This is a genomic window from Streptomyces sp. NPDC004658, assembly GCF_040609555.1.
In the GTDB taxonomy this organism is placed as follows: domain Bacteria; phylum Actinomycetota; class Actinomycetes; order Streptomycetales; family Streptomycetaceae; genus Streptomyces.
In genome coordinates, this window is sequence record NZ_JBEXKG010000160.1 from 1 (window position 1) to 16716 (window position 16716).

The window sequence follows — 16716 nt, forward strand, 5'->3', positions numbered from 1 at the left end:
GATCACCGGCGCCCCCCTGCCGGAGGAGGCCCGGCGGGACCCCGCCTTCCTCGCCGCGCACCGGGCGGCCGAGGCGGACGTGAGGGTGCTGCGGGTGGGCGCTGGTCACCGCGGCCTCCCTCTACCAGGCCAACGTCACCCTCACCTGGAGCCGGGGCGTCCAGCGGGTCGTCGGCAACCTCCTCGGCGTCCTCCTCTTCGCCGCGCTCGCCCCGCTCACCCACCTGCACCCCGCCGTCCTGGTGCTGTGCTGCCTCGCCCTCAACTTCGGCGCCGAGGCGCTGATCGGGCGCAACTACTGGCTGGGCAGCGTCTGCGTCACCCCGATGGCCCTGCTCATCACCGAGTTCGCGCGCACCCAGGACCCGGCCGAGCTGATCACCGACCGGATCGCGGACACCCTCGTCGGCGCCCTGGTCGGCTTCGTCGCCGCCGTCGCCGTCACCAACCGGCGCGCGGGCGACCGCCTGGAGCGCGCCCTGACCGCGGCGGAGCGGGCCCGGGAGCACGCCGCCCGCCTGCTCGCCGAGCCGCGGCCGGAACCCCGCGCCCTGGACTCGGCCCGCCGTGCCCTCGCCGCCGCCCTGGTCGATCTGCGCACCACGGCCGACGCCGCCGCCGGCGAGTGGTGGCAGCGCGCCCTGCCCGAGGAAAGGGTCGTGCTCACGGAGCAGGCCGGACACCGTACGCTCGCGGCGACGGTACGGCGCCAGGGCCTCGTGCCGCAGGACCCGGACAGCCGGCAGGCACCGGGCCGTGACCAGGACCACGACCGGGGCCGGGACCAGGACCCGGGCAGGACGACGGAGGACATACGGCCATGACGGCGACGAACGGTGGACCGACGCCCCGGAGCGACGCGACCGGTGCCCGGCCCGGAGCCGGTACCGACCCCGCGCGCGACGACACCGTCTCCGCCGTCGTCCGCCAGTGGCGGGCCGTCCACCCCGAGCTGGACACCGGCCCCATGGAGATCATCGGCCGGATCAACCGCTGCGCCGCCCTGCTCCAGCAGGCCGAGGACGCCCCGCTGCGCCGCGCCGGCCTCAGCCGCGCCGAGTTCGACCTGCTCGGCGCGCTCCGCCGCACCGGCCACGAGCTGACCCCGGGCGAGCTGGCCCGGGAGACCTTCTCCTCCGGCGCCGCCGTCACCAAGCGGATCAAGCAGCTCACCGAGCGCGGTCTGGTCGAACGGCGCGGCGACACCCGCGACCGCCGCGTGGCCCACGTCCGCCTCACCGACGCCGGCCGCGACCTGGTCGACGGCATCCTGCCCGAACAGCTCTCCTACGAGACGGCCGTACTGTCCGTCCTCGACCCGGCGGGCCAGGGCGAACTGGCGGGCCTCCTCGCCGAGCTGCTCAGCCGCCTGGAGGGCCGGATGAGCGGCCTGCGCGCCTAGGCCCCGCCCCGTCGTCGCGAGGTCGGGTCAGGTCACCGGTGGCGACCACGACGGCGACGGCACACCGCAAACCCCCGGAGAGCACCGACCCCCGGTCGGTCGAGCCGGAGAACGCCACCCATGCCCGAGGTACGCCCCTTCCGGCGCGACGACCGCGATCAGCTGACCGACCTGGTGAACGCCCACGTGGCCGCCGTCGTGCCCGGCGTCTCCGTCTCCGTGAACACGGTGCTCAGCTCGCTGGAGCGGGAACCCGAGGAGTTCGTGACCGATCCGTGGGTGGGCGAGCGGGTCGCGCTCGTCGCCGAGGAGCGCGGACACGTCGTCGCGGCGGCCCACCTCAGGCGGTACCGCGCCGACGAGGAGGTCGGCCCGCACCACCGGGACGCCGGCGAGATCGCCTGGTTCCTCTGGCGTCCCCCCGCCCCCTTCCGGCAGGGCACGGAGCAGGCCCCCGCCCTGCTGATGAGTGCCTGCCTGGCCTGCCTGACCCGCCGGCGGGTCCGCGTCCGGCGCGCCTCGGGAGACCTGCCCGCCCCCGTCGTGTACGGCCTGCCCCGGCCCTGGCCGCACGTCCGGGCCCTCTACGAACGCGCCGGATTCCGGCACACCGGGGTCACCGAGGTGATCCTCCTCGCGCGCACGGCCGACCTGCCGGGCGCCGAGCCGTACCCCGGGGTGGCGGTCGAACGCACGGTGGGGGAGTGCGGCACCCGCTTCACCGCCCGCACCGACGCGGGCGTCATCGGCTTCGTCGAGACCGACACCTCCCTGGCCCGCCCCGAACGCCACGCGCGCGGTGGGGGCCTGGCCGACATCGCCAACCTGCACGTCGAGCCCGCCCACCGGGGGCGGGGCCGGGAGCGCCGGCTGCTCGGCCACGCCGCCGACTGGCTGCGGTCGTGCGGGGCGGACCGGGTGCCGGCCTACGAGCGCGCCGACGACACGGCCCGCGTCGAACGCCTCCGCGACGCGGGCTTCCACGAACTGACCCGCACGGACCGCGGGCGGGAACACCACCCGCGCTGAAGGGCCCGCTCCGCACCCGTCGTTCACCCCCAGGGCCTCTCGTTCGGATCATGCCGGGCTGATCCGAACGAAAGACCCTAGACCCCCGGCCGGTACCGCAGTGGATGGTCCGACGGGACCTCCACCAGGACGATCGGGGTGCCGTCCGGGTCGCTGATCCACATCTCGACCAGGCCCCAGGGCTCCCGAACCGGAGGGCGGACGATCTCGACGCCCCGTGCCCGCAGTTCCTTCTCCGCGGCCGTCACGTCCGCGACCTGCAACCACAGTCGCGCCGAGGGCGGGGACGGGGCCTCGGACCGGCCGGACACCTCCAGGAAGCCGCCGCCGAGGAAGTAGACCGTGCCGCGCTCGGGGCCGGTACCGAACTCCCGGTAGACGGGCAGCCCGAGCTGTTCGCCGTAGAAGGCGCGGGAGCGTTCGGGATCGGTGGGCCGGAGCAGGATCCGGCTGCTGAGTACGTGCACCATGCGGGGGGAGCCTAGCGGCAGGGTTACCCTCGTCCCTGGCTCAGCCACGCCAGATCGGAGACCGCACTCATGGACGCCCTCGCCACCGGACTCACGTTCCGCGACGCCACCGACGCCGACGTCGACGCCCTCGTGGCACTGATCGAGTCGGCGTACCGGGGGGACAGCAGCCGGGCCGGGTGGACCACCGAGGCGGACCTCCTCCAGGGGCAGCGGACCGACCCGCAGGGCGTGCTGGAGGTGATCAAGGCCCCCGAGAGCCGGCTGCTGACCGTCGAGCGCGACGGCCGCATCGTCGCCTGTTGCCAGGTGGAACACCGCGACGATCACGCCTACTTCGGCATGTTCGCGGTCAGTCCCACCCTTCAGGGCGGGGGCCTCGGCAAGATCTTGATGACGGAGGCGGAACGTGTGGCCCGGGAGACCTGGGGGGCCACCGAGATGCGGATGACGGTGATCTCCCAGCGGGAGGACCTGATCGGCTGGTACGAGCGCCGCGGCTACCGCCGTACGGGCGAGACGATGCCGTTCCCGTACGGCGACGAGCGCTTCGGGATTCCGCAGCGCGCCGACCTGCGGTTCGAGGTGCTGGTCAAGCCGCTGGTGTGACGTTCCGGCAGGCGTCCGGGCGCGGGGCCGGGGCGCCGGATCACGCGGTGAAGCGGCCGGTGCGCTTGATCTCGGGATAGTCGGTCGTCGCCCCGTCCAGCCCCAGGGCGCGGACGAGCCGCAGATGGTCCTGCGTGTTGACGACCCAGCCGATGATCCGCAGCCCGCACGCACGCGCGTGCTCGACGGTCTCCAGGGTGAGCCGGCGGATGTCGAGACACACCGTGGCGGCCCCCACGGCGACGGCGCGGTCCACGACGTCGGTGCCGTACCGGCTCGCGGCCAGCGCGGTGCGCACGCCCGGCACCAGCCGCGCGATCTCGGCGACCGCCTCGTCGTCGAAGGAGGACACCTCGACCCGCGCGGTCAGGTCCCGCGCGTGCATCACCTGGGCCAGGGCCCGCGCCGACGCCACGTCCTCGATCTTCACCTGCAGCGGGATGTCCACCGCCTCCAGGACCTCCTCGAACACCGGCACCGGCTCCCCGCGGCCCGCGTCCAGGGCGCGCAGTTCCGCCAGGGTCTTCTCGGCGATCGCTCCGGAGCCGTCGGTCGTGCGGTCCACCTCCGCGTCGTGCATGACGACCAGGGCGCCGTCCTTGCTGAGATGCAGATCGAGTTCGATCAGGTCCAGGCCGGCCTGCTGCGCGGCGACGAAGGAACGAAGGGTGTTCTCGGGCTCGACGCCCATGACACCGCGGTGACCGAGGATAAGGAAGTTCAAGGTTCAACTCGCTTCCGTCGACGGCGGGTCGGCGACGCGCGGACCGACGGCCCCCGTACGGACGTCGTCGTCCACGCGGCAGGCTCGCAGCCTAGTGGCCGGGCCGCGCGTTGAACCCGTGGCTGCACCGGGCATCCGGCACCCGGGACGGCTGCCGGCCGGCCGGTATCCATCGGATCATGGCCGCCTCCGGCTCGCACGTTGTCGCGGAAGTGAGCGTCGTCACGGTTTACAGCAGGAAAAACAGCGGTGACCAAGGGGATGGACAGAATAATTTCCCGATCCCGCTCTTGCTGAGAGAAACCGGGTATGCATACGGTGTCTCTACGCGAGGTTCTCCTGTGGAGGATGGGACATGACGGAAATTCTTGTGCAGTCGGGTGCGGAGGATCGGGTTTCTCCGCTGACCAGGGTGGTGGAGCACCCGGCCTGGCCCGTGCTCAAGGATGCCGTGGAGCGCATCCGGCCATGGCAGTCGAAGGACGGATCGATCGACTTCGACGCCGAGGGCGCCCCGGAGCGGATCGACGCCGTGGCGGCCGTCGAGCGTGTCACCGGCGCGGTCGAGGAGCTCTCCCCGCTCCTCCCGCACGACGCCGCCTACCACCAGGCGCTGGTGAAGGACCTCCGCCGCTGGGCCGAAGGCGGCTTCCAGGTGCCGGACTTCCTGGACTCCCTGCTGGCCTTCAACCCGGCCGCGAACCGCGCCGACGGCCTGCAGCACCTGGTCGTCTTCCCGATGTACACGCAGAACGGCAACCCGGACCGCAACCTGGAGGCGGTCGTGCTGCGCATGGTCTGGCCGGACTGGCTGGCCGAGCTGGAGCGGACCCGGTACGACAACCCGCTCTTCTGCGGCATCACCTTCGAGGACTTCACCTCGGGCTACGACACCAACTCCGCCGTTCTGTTCCCGGAGACGATCGCCGTCCGCGAGGCGCCGGAACGTTTCTCCTGGGGTGGCATCTTCTGCGACCGCGAGGCCGCCCGCTTCCGCCGTGTCACCGAGGCCGCCGTCGACATCCTGGGCCTTGAGCTGCCCGAGGACATCGCCGCCATGGTCCACGACCAGAAGCGCTGCGAAGAGGCCTTCGTGCTCTGGGACATGGTCCACGACCGCACCCACAGCCACGGCGACCTGCCGTTCGACCCGTTCATGATCAAGCAGCGCCAGCCGTTCTGGATGTACGGCCTGGAGGAGCTGCGCTGCGACCTCACCGCCTTCAAGGAGGCCGTGAAGCTCCAGGCGGACGGCGTCCCGCAGGCCCGTGACGTGCAGTACGCGGTCCTCTTCGACCGCATGTTCCGCTTCCCGGTCACCGGTGACCGCAACCGCAACTACGACGGCCTCGGCGGCCAGCTGCTCTTCGCCTACCTGCACAAGCACGACGTCGTCCGCTGGACGGACAACAAGCTCTCCATCGACTGGGAGCGCGCCCCGCAGGTCACCAACCAGCTGTGCGCCGAGATCGAGCGGCTCTACCGGGACGGCATCGACCGCCCGAAGCTGGTGCACTGGTTCGCCGGCTACCAGCTGGTCTCCACCTACCTGGCCCCGCACCCGGGCTCCAAGTGGGCCAAGGGCCCGGACGCCCTGGACCTGACCCAGCCCCCGCGCAAGCTCGTGGACGACGTGCTTCCGGACGAGTTTCCGCTGAGCATGTTCTATGAGGCGCTGTCCAAGAAGCTGAAGAACGTGATCGCCTCGACGAAGGGCATCACTGCGGACACCGCCGAGCGGGTCGCCGCGTGAGCGACCGCCTCCGGAACACTGCTCAAAAGGGGAAGAACATGGTGGGGAACGGGTCTCTCAGCGGTGCGGTGATCGCGGTGGCGGGCGCGGGCGGGCCCGCCGGCCGTGCGACCCTGCTGCGCCTGGCCGAGGCCGGCGCGACCGTCGTAGGCGCGGACAACGACCCGCAACGGCTCTCGGAGGCCGTGGACGCGGCCCGCTACGCCGCCGGTGGCTCCACCGTCACCGGCGACACGGTGGACCTGCTGAACCTGCAGTCCACCCGGGACTGGGCCGCGCACATCGAGAAGGACTTCGGGCGGGTCGACGGCCTGGTGCACCTGGTCGGCGGCTGGCGCGGCAGCGAGACCTTCACCAAGACCAGCCTCGACGACTGGGACCTGCTGGAGCTGCTGCTCGTCAAGACCGTCCAGCACACCTCCCTCGCCTTCCACGAGGCGCTGCAGCGCAGCGACCGCGGCCGGTACGTCCTGATCAGCGCGGCCGGCGCCACGAAGCCCACCGCCGGCAACGCCGCCTACTCCGCGGCCAAGGCCGCCGCCGAGGCGTGGACACTCGCGATGGCCGACTACTTCCGCAAGGCGGGAGGCCCCGAGGGACCGACCTCCGCGGCTACGATCCTGGTGGTGAAGGCGCTGGTGCACGACGCGATGCGCGCCGAACGCCCCAACGCGAAGTTCGCGGGCTTCACGGACGTCAAGGACCTGGCCGAGGCCATCGAGGGCGTCTGGAGCAAGCCCGCCGCGGAAGTGAACGGAAACCGTCTGTGGCTGACCGAGAAGCCGTGAACCCTCCGAAGACCGACGCGCGTCGGCACCACGACCCGCAGGTCCGCGGTTTCGCCAGTGACAACTACGCCGGAGCCCACCCGGAGGTGCTGGCCGCCCTGGCCCTGGCCAACGGCGGCCATCAGGTGGCGTACGGCGAGGACGACTACACCGAGAACCTCCAGCGGATCATCCGGAGCCACTTCGGGGCCACCGCGGAGGCCTTCCCGGTCTTCAACGGCACCGGCGCCAACGTCGTCGCGCTCCAGGCGGTCACCGACCGCTGGGGCGCGGTGATCTGCGCCGAGAGCGCGCACATCAACGTCGACGAGGGCGGTGCGCCCGAGCGCATGGGCGGGCTCAAGCTGCTCACCGTGCCGACGCCGGACGGCAAGCTCACGCCCGAGCTGATCGACCGGCAGGCCTGGGGCTGGGAGGACGAGCACCGGGCGATGCCCCAGGTCGTCTCGATCACCCAGAGCACCGAGCTGGGTACCCTCTACACGCCCGAGGAGATCCGCGCGATCTGCGAGCACGCCCACGCGCGCGGCATGAAGGTGCACCTGGACGGCTCCCGGATAGCCAACGCCGCCGCCTCCCTGAACGTGCCCATGCGGACGTTCACCAACGCGGTCGGCGTCGACATCCTCTCCCTGGGCGGGACGAAGAACGGCGCGCTGTTCGGCGAGGCGGTCGTCGTCCTGAACCAGGACGCGGTGCGGCGGATGAAGCACCTGCGGAAGATGTCGATGCAGCTGGCCTCCAAGATGCGCTTCGTCTCTGTGCAGTTGGAGGCCCTCCTCGCCAAGGACCTGTGGCTGCGCAACGCCCGGCACGCCAACGAGATGGCCCAGCGGCTCGCCGAGGGCGTCCGCGCGGTGCACGGCGTGGAGATCCTCTACCCGGTGCAGGCCAACGGTGTCTTCGCCAAGCTGCCCCACGACGTGAGCGAGCGGTTGCAGAAGCGGTTCCGGTTCTACTTCTGGGACGAGGGTGCCGGGGTGGTGCGCTGGATGTGCTCCTTCGACACCACGGAGGACGACGTCGACACGTTCGTGGCGGCGCTGAAGGAGGAGATGGCGCGTTAGCGCCGACCCCGCGAACAACTCTCTCTGCATAGGTATGCGGTCACCTGAAAAGTCATTGACGATCGGGTGATCGCATACCTATGCTCTGCGGGCATGCAGCTCATCCAGGACACCGCCGACCTGTCCGCCTACCTGGCCGCTGACGAGGCCATCGACCACGATCACCCGGTGGTCCGGCAGACCGCCGCCCGCTTGGCGGCCGAGGTCGCTGACTCGTATGATTATGCGCGGGTCGCCTACGAATTCGTCCGGGACGCCATCCCGCACTCCCAGGACTCCGGCGACCTCCGCGTCACCTGGCGCGCCTCCGACGTGCTGACCCTCGGTACGGGCATCTGCTACGCCAAGTCGCACGCCCTGGCCGCCCTGCTGCGGGCCGAGGACATCCCGACCGCGCTGTGCTACCAGCGGCTGGCGGACGGCGAGGGCGGTCTCGCGGTCCATGGCCTGGTCGCCGTCCGCTTCCACGGGGCCTGGCACCGGCAGGACCCTCGCGGCAACAAGCCGGGCGTCGACGCCCGGTTCTCCCTGGACGGCGAGCGGCTGGCCTGGATCCCGGACCCCTCGTCGCAGGAGATGGACTACCCGGTCCTGTACGCCGAACCGCATCCGGTCGTTCTCGCCGCCCTGCGGAGCGCACCCGACCGGCCGCACCTGTGGAAGACGCTCCCCAGCGCGCTCCCCAGCGCCCTCTGAGCCGGGAGGATGGTCTTCGCCCTCGCCCGACGACTCCCGCTGCCCGGCGAGTCCGGAATGCCGGACGCCGCCGCCCGTCGCCCAGCCCAGCCACTCGTACGCCGGGGACGCGCACCGCGCGGAGGATCCGCACGTGGCCGCCCGGCGCGAGGTGGGCACCGCCTTCGGCGCCGAGCGCTCCCGTCCCCGCGACTGCGCCGAGGCACTGGCCGACGGGCCCTGTCCGGGGCCGGACCGCCCCCGGATCAACCCGCCGGCGGACCGGTGCAGCCGATCCGCGTCGGCGGCGAGGAGACCGGTCGCGTCGGGGCGGGATGCGGCTGGTACGGGTCAGCGGCGAGAGGTACTTCGTGACGGTCGCGGCCGACGTGGAGGCGGTGGAACAACGCCGAGCCGGGGGAGGCGGTGTGGCGCGACGACGCGGGCGTCATGTGCCGCACCGAGCGCAGTTCGAGGCGTCGCATGCGAGCCGTGCCGTGGACCCCTGTCGGGCGCTCTGTCGGCCGAGCCACCCCTGGCCGTGGCCGGGACCCGTGTCCCCGGCCCGTGTCGTGCGCCTCAGTGGGCCTGGACGGCGCGCAGTTCCTCGGCCGTCGGTGCCGTGCCGCCCAGGTGGGTGGGGAGCCACCAGGTGTCCTCCGGGCCCTTGGGGCGGCCGGGGTAGGCGCGCTGGGCGGCGTCCAGAAGCTCCTGGACGCGTTCGCGCAGGCGGCGGGTGATCGCGCCGGCGTACTGGTCGCGCGGTGCCTCCACCGGCTCGCCGACCCGGATGGTGACGGGCAGGTGGCTGCGCTTGAAGTTGCGGGGGTGGCCCTTCGTCCACAGCCGCTGCGTGCCCCACACCGCCATCGGGATCAGCGGGACGCCCGCCTCCTGGGCCAGGCGGGCGGCACCCGACTTGAAGCTCTTCAGCGTGAAGGACGGCGAGATCGTCGCCTCCGGGAACACCCCGATGACCTCACCGGACCGCAGTGAGTCCAGCGCGTGCGCGTACGCCGCCTCGCCCTGTGCGCGGTCCACCGGGATGTGCTTCATGCTCCGCATCAGCGGCCCGGAGACCTTGTGCCGGAAGACGGACTCCTTCGCCATGAAGCGCACCAGACGCTTCTGCGGCAACGCGGCCAGCCCGTTGAAGATGAAGTCCAGATAGCTGATGTGATTGCTCACCAGCACGGCGCCGCCCGCGCGCGGGATGTTCTCCGACCCCTGGCAGTCGATCTTCAGATCCCAGACCTTGAACATCGTCTTGGCGAAACCGATGACGGGACGGTAGACCAGCTCTGCCATGGGCGGGGTGGACCCTTTCTGCTCTGCTCGGGAAAGGGGCTCCCGGCGGGAAAGTTACGCAGCCGTAGGTTTTCGGCGTCTCGCAGATCGTGCCCGAAGAACGGACGGGGAGCCAGTCCTGGTGCCCCGCGTCGGCGAGATCCTCGTCACGTCGGCCTACATCCCACCGTGGATCCTCATGCTCCTTGCTCCACCCGTGTCGTGGTTCCCCGCGTGGGCCGGAACATGCCGGGCCGCGACGGCGGCCACCGCGTTCCGCGGGGTCCGGGAATCTTTGCGGCTGCCGGAACGCTCTTGCAGGGTACGACCGGTGGTGTGCCGGGCGGTGCCCGCCGCGGCGGGCACCCGGGGAGTGCCGCGGAAGCGGCGGAAGGGGAGAACGCGGGTGCGCGGGCACGACGACGGAAGGCGGCTCGGTGGGGCCGAACTGGGCGGCGAACTGGGGGAGCGCGCGACGCTCGTGCAGTTCTCCAGCGCCTTCTGCGCACCCTGCCGGGCCACCCGGCGCGTCCTCGCCGAGGTCGCCGGAATGGTCCCGGGCGTGACCCACGTCGAGATCGACGCCGAGGCGCACCTGGACCTCGTACGTGAACTGCGGATCGTCAGGACGCCCACCGTCCTGGTCCTGGACGCAGGCGGACGCGTGGTGCGGCGCGCCACCGGACAGCCACGCAAAGCCGACGTCATCGCCGCGCTCGGGGAGGCCGTGTGAGCCCGTGTCAGGCAACGCTGAGACAGCTTCCGGATCCCGGCAGCGGCTTGACTGCACGCACCATCCATCGTCAGCCTGACCGTATGCCGACCGAACTCCTTCTCCACGGCCGGGTCCACGTCGACCTGGCCCGCACCGCGAGCGCGTGCTGTCCGGGCTGCTGAGCTGCCACGGACCCCCGCCCCGACTTTCGCAGAAGGACAGTTCCATGACGGCCACGCCCGACCTCGGCACCGCTCAGCTCGCCTCCCCCGATCTGCTGCGCTCCACCTTCCGCCGGCACGCCGCCGGTGTGGCGGTGATCACCGCGCGTGGCGCCGACGGCCCGGTCGGCTTCACCGCCACCTCCCTGACCTCCGTCTCCGCCGACCCGCCACTGATCTCCTTCGGTATCGGCACGGGCGCCTCCAGCTGGCCCGCGGTGGCCGAGGCGGACCACGTCGGCGTGCACATACTCGGCGAGCACCAGAGCGAGCTGGCCGCCACCTTCGCCCGCAGCGGCGCCGACCGCTTCGGCGCGCCCACCGTCTGGCGGGATGGCCCGGAAGGCGTACCGGTGCTGGACGACGTGCTCGCCTGGCTGGTGTGCCGGATCGTCGGGCGGGTCCCGGCCGGTGATCACCGGATCGTGCTCGCCGAGGTGGTCCTCGGCGACTCCTCGGGTGCCGGCCGCCCGCTCCTCTACCACCAGGGCCGCTTCAACGGCCTGCGGGATTGATCACGTCCGCCGTCGCGCCACCCCCTCCTGCGGGGCCGTCGAGTTCCGGTTACGCTGCGTTGCGAAGGTCACAGTTCAAAGCGCTTGCTTAGCGGGCATGAAGTAGGTGTACTGGCGAGTAATATTTCGTTCGGAGCGCGCGGACGCCCCGACCGGGATCGGCCGCTTGAGGCGCCTATGCTGCCTGCAAGAGGCAGCCCGAAATGACGATGCAGTAGGAGAGCCGGCGTGAGCTTGAGGATCGTTGTCACTGTGAAGTACGTGCCCGACGCCACTGGCGACCGGCACTTCGCCGATGACCTGACCGTCGACCGCGACGATGTCGACGGTCTGCTCTCCGAGCTGGACGAGTACGCGGTCGAGCAGGCCCTCCAGATCGCGGAGAACGCGGACGACGCCGAGGTCACCGTCCTGACGGTCGGCCCCGAGGATGCCAAGGACGCGCTCCGCAAGGCCCTCTCCATGGGTGCCGACAAGGCCATCCACGTCGAGGACGACGACCTGCACGGCACCGACGCCATCGGCACCTCCCTGGTCCTGGCCAAGGCCATCGAGAAGGCCGGCTACGACCTGGTCGTCTCCGGCATGGCCTCCACCGACGGCACCATGGGCGTCGTCCCCGCGCTGGTCGCCGAGCGCCTCGGCGTCCCGCAGGTCACCCTGCTGTCCGAGGTCTCCGTCGAGGACGGCGTGGTCAAGGGCCGCCGCGACGGCGACGCCGCCTCGGAGCAGCTGGAGGCCTCGCTCCCGGCGGTCGTCTCCGTGACCGACCAGTCCGGCGAGGCCCGCTACCCGTCCTTCAAGGGCATCATGGCGGCCAAGAAGAAGCCGGTGGAGTCCTGGGACCTGTCCGACCTCGACATCGAGGCCGAGGAGGTCGGCCTGGACGGCGCGTTCACCAAGGTCGAGGCCGCGACCGAGCGTCCGGCCCGCACGGCCGGCACCATCGTCAAGGACGAGGGCGAGGGCGGCAAGCAGCTCGCTGAGTTCCTCGCGAGCCAGAAGTTCATCTGAGGCTCGCCCCCGCTGACCGCCCCTCAACTTCGTTTCGCAGGAGAGCAATCCCATGGCTGAAGTCCTCGTCTACGTCGACCACGTGGACGGTGCCGTCCGCAAGCCCACCCTGGAGCTGCTGACCCTGGCCCGCCGCATCGGCGAGCCCGTCGCCGTCGCGCTGGGCAACGGCGCCGCCGACACCGCCGCCACGCTCGCCGAGCACGGCGCGGTGAAGGTCCTCACCCACGACGCGTCCGAGTACGCCGAGTACCTGGTCGTGCCGAAGGTGGACGCCCTCCAGGCCGCCTACGAGGCCGTCTCCCCGGCCGCCGTACTGGTCCCGTCCTCCGCCGAGGGCAAGGAGATCGCCGCCCGCCTGGCGCTGCGCATCGGCTCCGGCATCATCACCGACGCCGTCGACCTGGAGGCCGGCGACGAGGGCCCGGTGGCCACGCAGTCGGTGTTCGCCGCGTCCTTCACCACCAAGTCCCGCGTCATCAAGGGCACCCCGGTCATCACGGTCAAGCCGAACTCGGCCGCCGTCGAGGCCGCCCCGGCCGCGGGCGCGGTCGAGGCCCTGTCCGTGACCTTCTCGGACAAGGCGACCGGCACGAAGATCACCGGCCGTACGCCGCGCGAGTCGACGGGCCGCCCGGAGCTGACCGAGGCCGCGATCGTGGTCTCCGGTGGCCGCGGTGTCAACGGCGCCGAGAACTTCGCGATCATCGAGGCCCTCGCCGACCAGCTCGGCGCGGCCGTCGGTGCCTCGCGTGCCGCCGTCGACGCCGGCTGGTACCCGCACACCAACCAGGTCGGCCAGACCGGTAAGTCGGTCTCGCCGCAGCTGTACATCGCCAACGGCATCTCCGGTGCGATCCAGCACCGCGCCGGTATGCAGACCTCGAAGACGATCGTGGCCGTCAACAAGGACGCCGAGGCCCCGATCTTCGAGCTGGTCGACTTCGGTGTCGTCGGCGACCTGTTCGACGTCGTCCCGCAGCTGACCGAGGAGATCAAGACCCGCAAGGGCTGAGTCCGCCCAGGGCGCGCCCGAGGCCCCGGTGACCGATCCGGTCACCGGGGCCTCGGTGCATCCTGGTGCTGGAGCGGGCGGGGTGTGGGCGACCAGCGTCCGGACGGGGTGTTGACCAGGGAGAATCACCCGGATAACTTCATTCTACGGATTGTTGATTCCGTAGAGCGGAAATTTGGAGGGTGTGGGATGGGTCAGCAGGAGAAGGTGGCGACGAGCCTCGCGGGTGCCGTCAGCGAGGAGATCAGCGCCTCCCTCGCACCGGTCGACGCGGAGCTGGAGCGCCGCTACCCCGGAGACCCCGGCACCCGGCAGCCCGTCCACACGGTGTACGTCCCCGGGGACGCCTTCACCGCCGGCACCATCCGCTCCTGGGGCGACCAGGCGCTCGCCCTGCTCGACGAACACGCCCCCGACGCCGCCTCCTTCGCGGCGGTCCTCGGCCTGCCCGACGAACTGGCCGAGCCGGTCCACTCCCGCGTCCGCGCCAAGCTGGAGCGCGAGCCCGTCGAGGACCTGCGCGTCGACTTCGAGGACGGCTACGGCCCCCGCCCCGACGCCGAGGAGGACGAGACGGCCGCCCGCGCGGCCCGCCTGATCGCCGAGGCGTACGCGAACGGCACGGCGGCCCCCTACATGGGCATCCGCATGAAGTGCATGGAGGCCGCCGTACGCGACCGGGGCATCCGCACCCTCGACGTCTTCCTCACCGGCCTCATGGAGGCCGGCGGCCTGCCCGAGGGCCTGGTCCTCACCCTGCCCAAGGTCACGTACCCCGAGCAGGTCGGCGCCTTCGTCCGGCTCCTGGAGGCCTTCGAGAAGGCGCACGGCCTGGACGCCGGACGCCTCGGCTTCGAGATCCAGATCGAGACCAGCCAGGCCATCCTCGCCACCGACGGCACCGCCACCGTCGCCCGCATGATCCAGGCCGCCGAGGGCCGCGCCACCGGGCTGCACTACGGCACCTTCGACTACAGCGCCTGCCTCGGCGTCTCCGCCGCCCACCAGGCGAGCGACCACCCGGCCGCCGACCACGCCAAGGCGGTCATGCAGGTCGCGGCGGCCGGCACCGGCGTCCGCGTGTCCGACGGCTCCACCAACATCCTCCCCGTCGGTCCGACCGCCAAGGTCCACGACGCCTGGCGCCTCCACTACGGCCTCACCCGCCGCGCCCTCGCCCGCGCCTACTACCAGGGCTGGGACATGCACCCCGGCCACATCCCCACCCGCTACGCGGCCGTCTTCGCCTTCTACCGCGAGGGCTTCGAGCAGGCGGCGGCCCGCCTCGCCCGGTACGCCGACCGGACCGGCGGCGACGTCATGGACGAACCCGCCACCGCCAAGGCCCTCAGCGGGTACCTGCTCCGCGGCCTCGACTGCGGCGCCCTCGACCTGCCCGAGGTCGCCCGGCTCACCGGCCTGACCCGCACCGACCTGGAGGGCTTCGCGTCCCCCCGTCGAGGTGACCTGACCGCGTCCGCGCAGTGACCGACCCGGCCGCGCCCCGCCCGGCGGCCTCCGGGACGCGGGGCGACGGCGCCCTCGGCCCGCTCAGTCCGCCGGGGGCAGTTCGCCCGAACCGCGGGTGATCAGACGGGTCGGCAGCTCGATGCGCTCGGGGGCGAGGAGGGTGCCGTCCAGCTGGCGGAAGAGGCGTTCGGCGGCGGTGCGGCCCAGGGCCGCCGCGTCCTGGGCGACGACCGTGACGCCGGGCTGGAGGAGGTCGGCCAGCTCGATGTCGTCGAAGCCGACGAGCGCGACCGGGCGGGACCGTTCGGCGAGGACCCGGATCACGGTGACCGTCACCCGGTTGTTGCCGGCGAAGATCGCGGTGACCGGGTCGGTGCCGGACAGCATCTCCTCCGCGGCCCGGCGCACCCGCTCCGGGTTCGTCGCCCCGAGGGACATCCAGCGCTCCTCGACGGCTATGCCCGCGTCCTCCATGGCCGCCCGGTAGCCGCGCAGCCGCTCCGCCGCGGTGTGGATGCGCGGCATGTCGCCGATGAACCCGACCCGGCGGTGGCCGTGCGCGATGAGGTGGGCGACCCCGTCGCGGGCGCCGCCGTAGTTGTCGGACAGCACCACGTCCGCGTCGATCCGCCCGGCCGGACGGTCCACGAACACGGTCGCCACACCCGCCCTGATCTCCGGCTCCAGATAGCGGTGGTCGTCCCCGGCCGGGATCACCACCAGTCCGTCCACCCGGCGCGCGCACAGCGCCAGCGCCAACTCCTGCTCACGCTCCGGGTCCTCGGCGCTGGAGCCGTTGATCAGCAGGGCTCCGTGCGCGCGGGCCACCTCCTCGACGGCGCGGCTGAGCGGGCCGTAGAACGGGTCCGCGAGATCCTCCAGCACCAGGCCGATGCTCGCCGTCCGGCCCTTGCGGAGCACCCGGGCGCTGTCGTTGCGGCGGAAGCCGAGCGCCTCGATGGCCTCCTGGACCCGGCGTTCGGTGTCCGGGGTGACCCCGGGCTCCCCGTTGACCACCCGGGACACCGTCTTCAGCCCGACCCCGGCGCGCGCCGCCACGTCCTTCATCGTCGGGCGGTTGCCGTACCGGGTCCCGGGAAGGCGGTCTGCGCGGCGGGTGGTCTCGGGCACGATGCGTCAGTCCTGTCTCTCGTCCGACTCGTCCACGGGGGGTGGTGCGGGATCCGTGGGCTTGTATGAGGATGTGGCGTCGAGCATAGAGCCTGGACAACGTTGTCAGATGCGCGAGAGACTGTCCACCGCTGTCTCCGGCCTGCGCCCCCACCGCTTGACCGGCCTGCTTCTCTTTTGGTTTTCAAGCTTGAACGGGGAGATCTGACTCTGATGCACACCGACCTCGTGGCGGCCCTGGACATCGGCGGCACCAAGATCGCCGGCGCGCTGGTGGACGGCGGCGGCCGGATCCTGGCCCGGGCCCAGCGCGCCACGCCGGCCCAGCAGGACGGCGAAACGGTCATGCGGGCCGTGACGGACGTCCTCGGCGACCTCGCCGCATCGCCCCTGTGGGAACGCGCGGGCTCGCTCGGCATCGGCAGCGCCGGCCCGGTCGACGCCTCGGCGGGCACCGTCAGCCCGGTGAACGTGCCGGGCTGGCGCGACTTCCCCCTGGTGGACCGGGTGCGTACGGTCACCGGGGGCCTGCCGGTGGAGCTGATCGGCGACGGTGTGGCGATCACCGCGGCCGAGCACTGGCAGGGTGCCGCGCGCGGCCACGACAACGCGCTGTGCATGGTGGTCTCGACCGGTGTCGGTGGCGGCCTGGTGCTGGGCGGACGCCTGCATCCCGGTCCGACCGGCAACGCCGGGCACATCGGCCACATCAGCGTGGACCTGGACGGCGATCCCTGCCCGTGCGGCTCGCGCGGGTGCGTGGAGCGCATCGCCAGCGGGCCGAACATCGCCCGCCGGGCCCTGGAGCAGGGGTGGCGCCCCGGGCCCGAC

18 protein-coding genes and 1 pseudogene are annotated in these 16716 nt (G+C 72.1%); 15 read left to right on the forward strand and 4 right to left on the reverse strand.

Going from position 1 to position 16716, the window contains the following annotated elements; translation table 11 throughout:
- Positions 1-95 precede the first annotated feature (95 nt).
- The 3 genes and pseudogenes from ABZV94_RS34110 to ABZV94_RS34120 all read left to right on the forward strand — a co-directional run.
- Positions 96-824, forward strand: a pseudogene (locus ABZV94_RS34110) (FUSC family protein); the annotation flags it as partial.
- Entirely contained in the window at positions 821-1402 is a 582-nt protein-coding gene (locus ABZV94_RS34115; protein WP_356347449.1) for a MarR family transcriptional regulator, read from the forward strand. The pseudogene ABZV94_RS34110 and the gene ABZV94_RS34115, both read left to right, overlap by 4 nt.
- A gap of 120 nt (positions 1403-1522) precedes the next feature.
- Entirely contained in the window at positions 1523-2431 is a 909-nt protein-coding gene (locus ABZV94_RS34120; protein WP_356347451.1) for a GNAT family N-acetyltransferase, read from the forward strand.
- Between the two features lie 77 nt (positions 2432-2508).
- On the opposite strand, the gene ABZV94_RS34125 is transcribed toward ABZV94_RS34120, so the two are convergent.
- Positions 2509-2901 (reverse strand): VOC family protein, encoded by a 393-nt coding sequence (locus ABZV94_RS34125; RefSeq protein ID WP_356347454.1) that lies wholly within the window; start codon positions 2899-2901, stop codon positions 2509-2511.
- Positions 2902-2970: 69 nt separating this feature from the next.
- Between ABZV94_RS34125 and ABZV94_RS34130 the strand changes: the two genes are divergently transcribed.
- The gene (locus ABZV94_RS34130) at positions 2971-3510 is read left to right on the forward strand and encodes a GNAT family N-acetyltransferase (protein WP_356347455.1); all 540 of its coding nucleotides are present in this window, start codon (positions 2971-2973) and stop codon (positions 3508-3510) included.
- Positions 3511-3550: 40 nt separating this feature from the next.
- On the opposite strand, the gene ABZV94_RS34135 is transcribed toward ABZV94_RS34130, so the two are convergent.
- On the reverse strand, positions 3551-4234 hold the full coding sequence (locus ABZV94_RS34135; RefSeq protein ID WP_356347457.1) for a glycerophosphodiester phosphodiesterase family protein: 684 nt from the start codon (positions 4232-4234) through the stop codon (positions 3551-3553).
- Positions 4235-4589: 355 nt separating this feature from the next.
- Here ABZV94_RS34135 and ABZV94_RS34140 point away from each other — a divergent pair, with 355 nt between their 5' ends.
- From ABZV94_RS34140 to ABZV94_RS34155, 4 genes are all read left to right on the forward strand, one after another.
- Positions 4590-5987, forward strand: a complete 1398-nt coding sequence (locus tag ABZV94_RS34140; RefSeq protein ID WP_356347461.1) for a DUF6421 family protein — start codon at positions 4590-4592, stop codon at positions 5985-5987.
- Positions 5988-6028: 41 nt separating this feature from the next.
- Positions 6029-6775, forward strand: coding sequence for an SDR family NAD(P)-dependent oxidoreductase (locus ABZV94_RS34145; RefSeq protein ID WP_356347481.1), 747 nt, complete (start codon positions 6029-6031; stop codon positions 6773-6775).
- On the forward strand, positions 6772-7842 hold the full coding sequence (locus ABZV94_RS34150; RefSeq protein WP_356347463.1) for a low specificity L-threonine aldolase: 1071 nt from the start codon (positions 6772-6774) through the stop codon (positions 7840-7842). Before ABZV94_RS34145 ends, ABZV94_RS34150 begins: the two co-directional genes overlap by 4 nt.
- Before the next feature lie 93 nt (positions 7843-7935).
- Complete coding sequence (locus ABZV94_RS34155) at positions 7936-8538, forward strand: transglutaminase family protein (protein ID WP_356347464.1); 603 nt, start codon at positions 7936-7938, stop codon at positions 8536-8538.
- Positions 8539-9096: 558 nt separating this feature from the next.
- Here ABZV94_RS34155 and ABZV94_RS34160 read toward each other — a convergent pair.
- Positions 9097-9825 (reverse strand): lysophospholipid acyltransferase family protein, encoded by a 729-nt coding sequence (locus tag ABZV94_RS34160; protein ID WP_356347466.1) that lies wholly within the window; start codon positions 9823-9825, stop codon positions 9097-9099.
- Positions 9826-10135: 310 nt separating this feature from the next.
- Here ABZV94_RS34160 and ABZV94_RS34165 point away from each other — a divergent pair, with 310 nt between their 5' ends.
- The 6 genes from ABZV94_RS34165 (at position 10136) to ABZV94_RS34190 (ending at position 14772) form a co-directional block, all read left to right on the forward strand.
- Complete coding sequence (locus tag ABZV94_RS34165) at positions 10136-10537, forward strand: thioredoxin family protein (RefSeq protein ID WP_356347468.1); 402 nt, start codon at positions 10136-10138, stop codon at positions 10535-10537.
- Positions 10538-10620: 83 nt separating this feature from the next.
- Positions 10621-10701, forward strand: a complete 81-nt coding sequence (locus ABZV94_RS34170) for a putative leader peptide (RefSeq protein WP_356347483.1) — start codon at positions 10621-10623, stop codon at positions 10699-10701.
- A gap of 44 nt (positions 10702-10745) precedes the next feature.
- The gene (locus ABZV94_RS34175; protein WP_356347470.1) at positions 10746-11255 is read left to right on the forward strand and encodes a flavin reductase family protein; all 510 of its coding nucleotides are present in this window, start codon (positions 10746-10748) and stop codon (positions 11253-11255) included.
- Positions 11256-11483: 228 nt separating this feature from the next.
- On the forward strand, positions 11484-12269 hold the full coding sequence (locus ABZV94_RS34180) for an electron transfer flavoprotein subunit beta/FixA family protein (RefSeq protein WP_356347472.1): 786 nt from the start codon (positions 11484-11486) through the stop codon (positions 12267-12269).
- 52 nt (positions 12270-12321) lie between these two features.
- Positions 12322-13284 (forward strand): electron transfer flavoprotein subunit alpha/FixB family protein, encoded by a 963-nt coding sequence (locus ABZV94_RS34185; RefSeq protein WP_356347474.1) that lies wholly within the window; start codon positions 12322-12324, stop codon positions 13282-13284.
- A gap of 189 nt (positions 13285-13473) precedes the next feature.
- Positions 13474-14772, forward strand: a complete 1299-nt coding sequence (locus ABZV94_RS34190; protein WP_356347476.1) for an aldolase — start codon at positions 13474-13476, stop codon at positions 14770-14772.
- A gap of 63 nt (positions 14773-14835) precedes the next feature.
- Here the strand turns inward: ABZV94_RS34190 and ABZV94_RS34195 are convergent, their stop codons facing one another.
- Complete coding sequence (locus ABZV94_RS34195; protein WP_356347478.1) at positions 14836-15885, reverse strand: LacI family DNA-binding transcriptional regulator; 1050 nt, start codon at positions 15883-15885, stop codon at positions 14836-14838.
- A 213-nt stretch (positions 15886-16098) separates the two neighbouring features.
- On the opposite strand from ABZV94_RS34195, the gene ABZV94_RS34200 reads away from it, so the two are divergent.
- The coding region (locus ABZV94_RS34200) for an ROK family protein (RefSeq protein ID WP_356347480.1) at positions 16099-16716 on the forward strand (618 nt) is incomplete at its 3' end.

Excerpts from the sequence above, each read along its gene's own strand:
- ABZV94_RS34170 (WP_356347483.1), top strand. The coding sequence starts at position 10,621 with ATGCCGACCGAACTCCTTCTCCACGGCCGGGTCCACGTCGACCTGGCC.
- ABZV94_RS34190 (WP_356347476.1), top strand. The coding sequence starts at position 13,474 with ATGGGTCAGCAGGAGAAGGTGGCGACGAGCCTCGCGGGTGCCGTCAGC.
- ABZV94_RS34160 (WP_356347466.1), bottom strand. The coding sequence starts at position 9,825 with ATGGCAGAGCTGGTCTACCGTCCCGTCATCGGTTTCGCCAAGACGATG.
- ABZV94_RS34115 (WP_356347449.1), top strand. The coding sequence starts at position 821 with ATGACGGCGACGAACGGTGGACCGACGCCCCGGAGCGACGCGACCGGT.
- ABZV94_RS34130 (WP_356347455.1), top strand. The coding sequence starts at position 2,971 with ATGGACGCCCTCGCCACCGGACTCACGTTCCGCGACGCCACCGACGCC.
- ABZV94_RS34155 (WP_356347464.1), top strand. The coding sequence starts at position 7,936 with ATGCAGCTCATCCAGGACACCGCCGACCTGTCCGCCTACCTGGCCGCT.
- ABZV94_RS34175 (WP_356347470.1), top strand. The coding sequence starts at position 10,746 with ATGACGGCCACGCCCGACCTCGGCACCGCTCAGCTCGCCTCCCCCGAT.
- ABZV94_RS34120 (WP_356347451.1), top strand. The coding sequence starts at position 1,523 with ATGCCCGAGGTACGCCCCTTCCGGCGCGACGACCGCGATCAGCTGACC.
- ABZV94_RS34125 (WP_356347454.1), bottom strand. The coding sequence starts at position 2,901 with ATGGTGCACGTACTCAGCAGCCGGATCCTGCTCCGGCCCACCGATCCC.
- ABZV94_RS34185 (WP_356347474.1), top strand. The coding sequence starts at position 12,322 with ATGGCTGAAGTCCTCGTCTACGTCGACCACGTGGACGGTGCCGTCCGC.
- ABZV94_RS34140 (WP_356347461.1), top strand. The coding sequence starts at position 4,590 with ATGACGGAAATTCTTGTGCAGTCGGGTGCGGAGGATCGGGTTTCTCCG.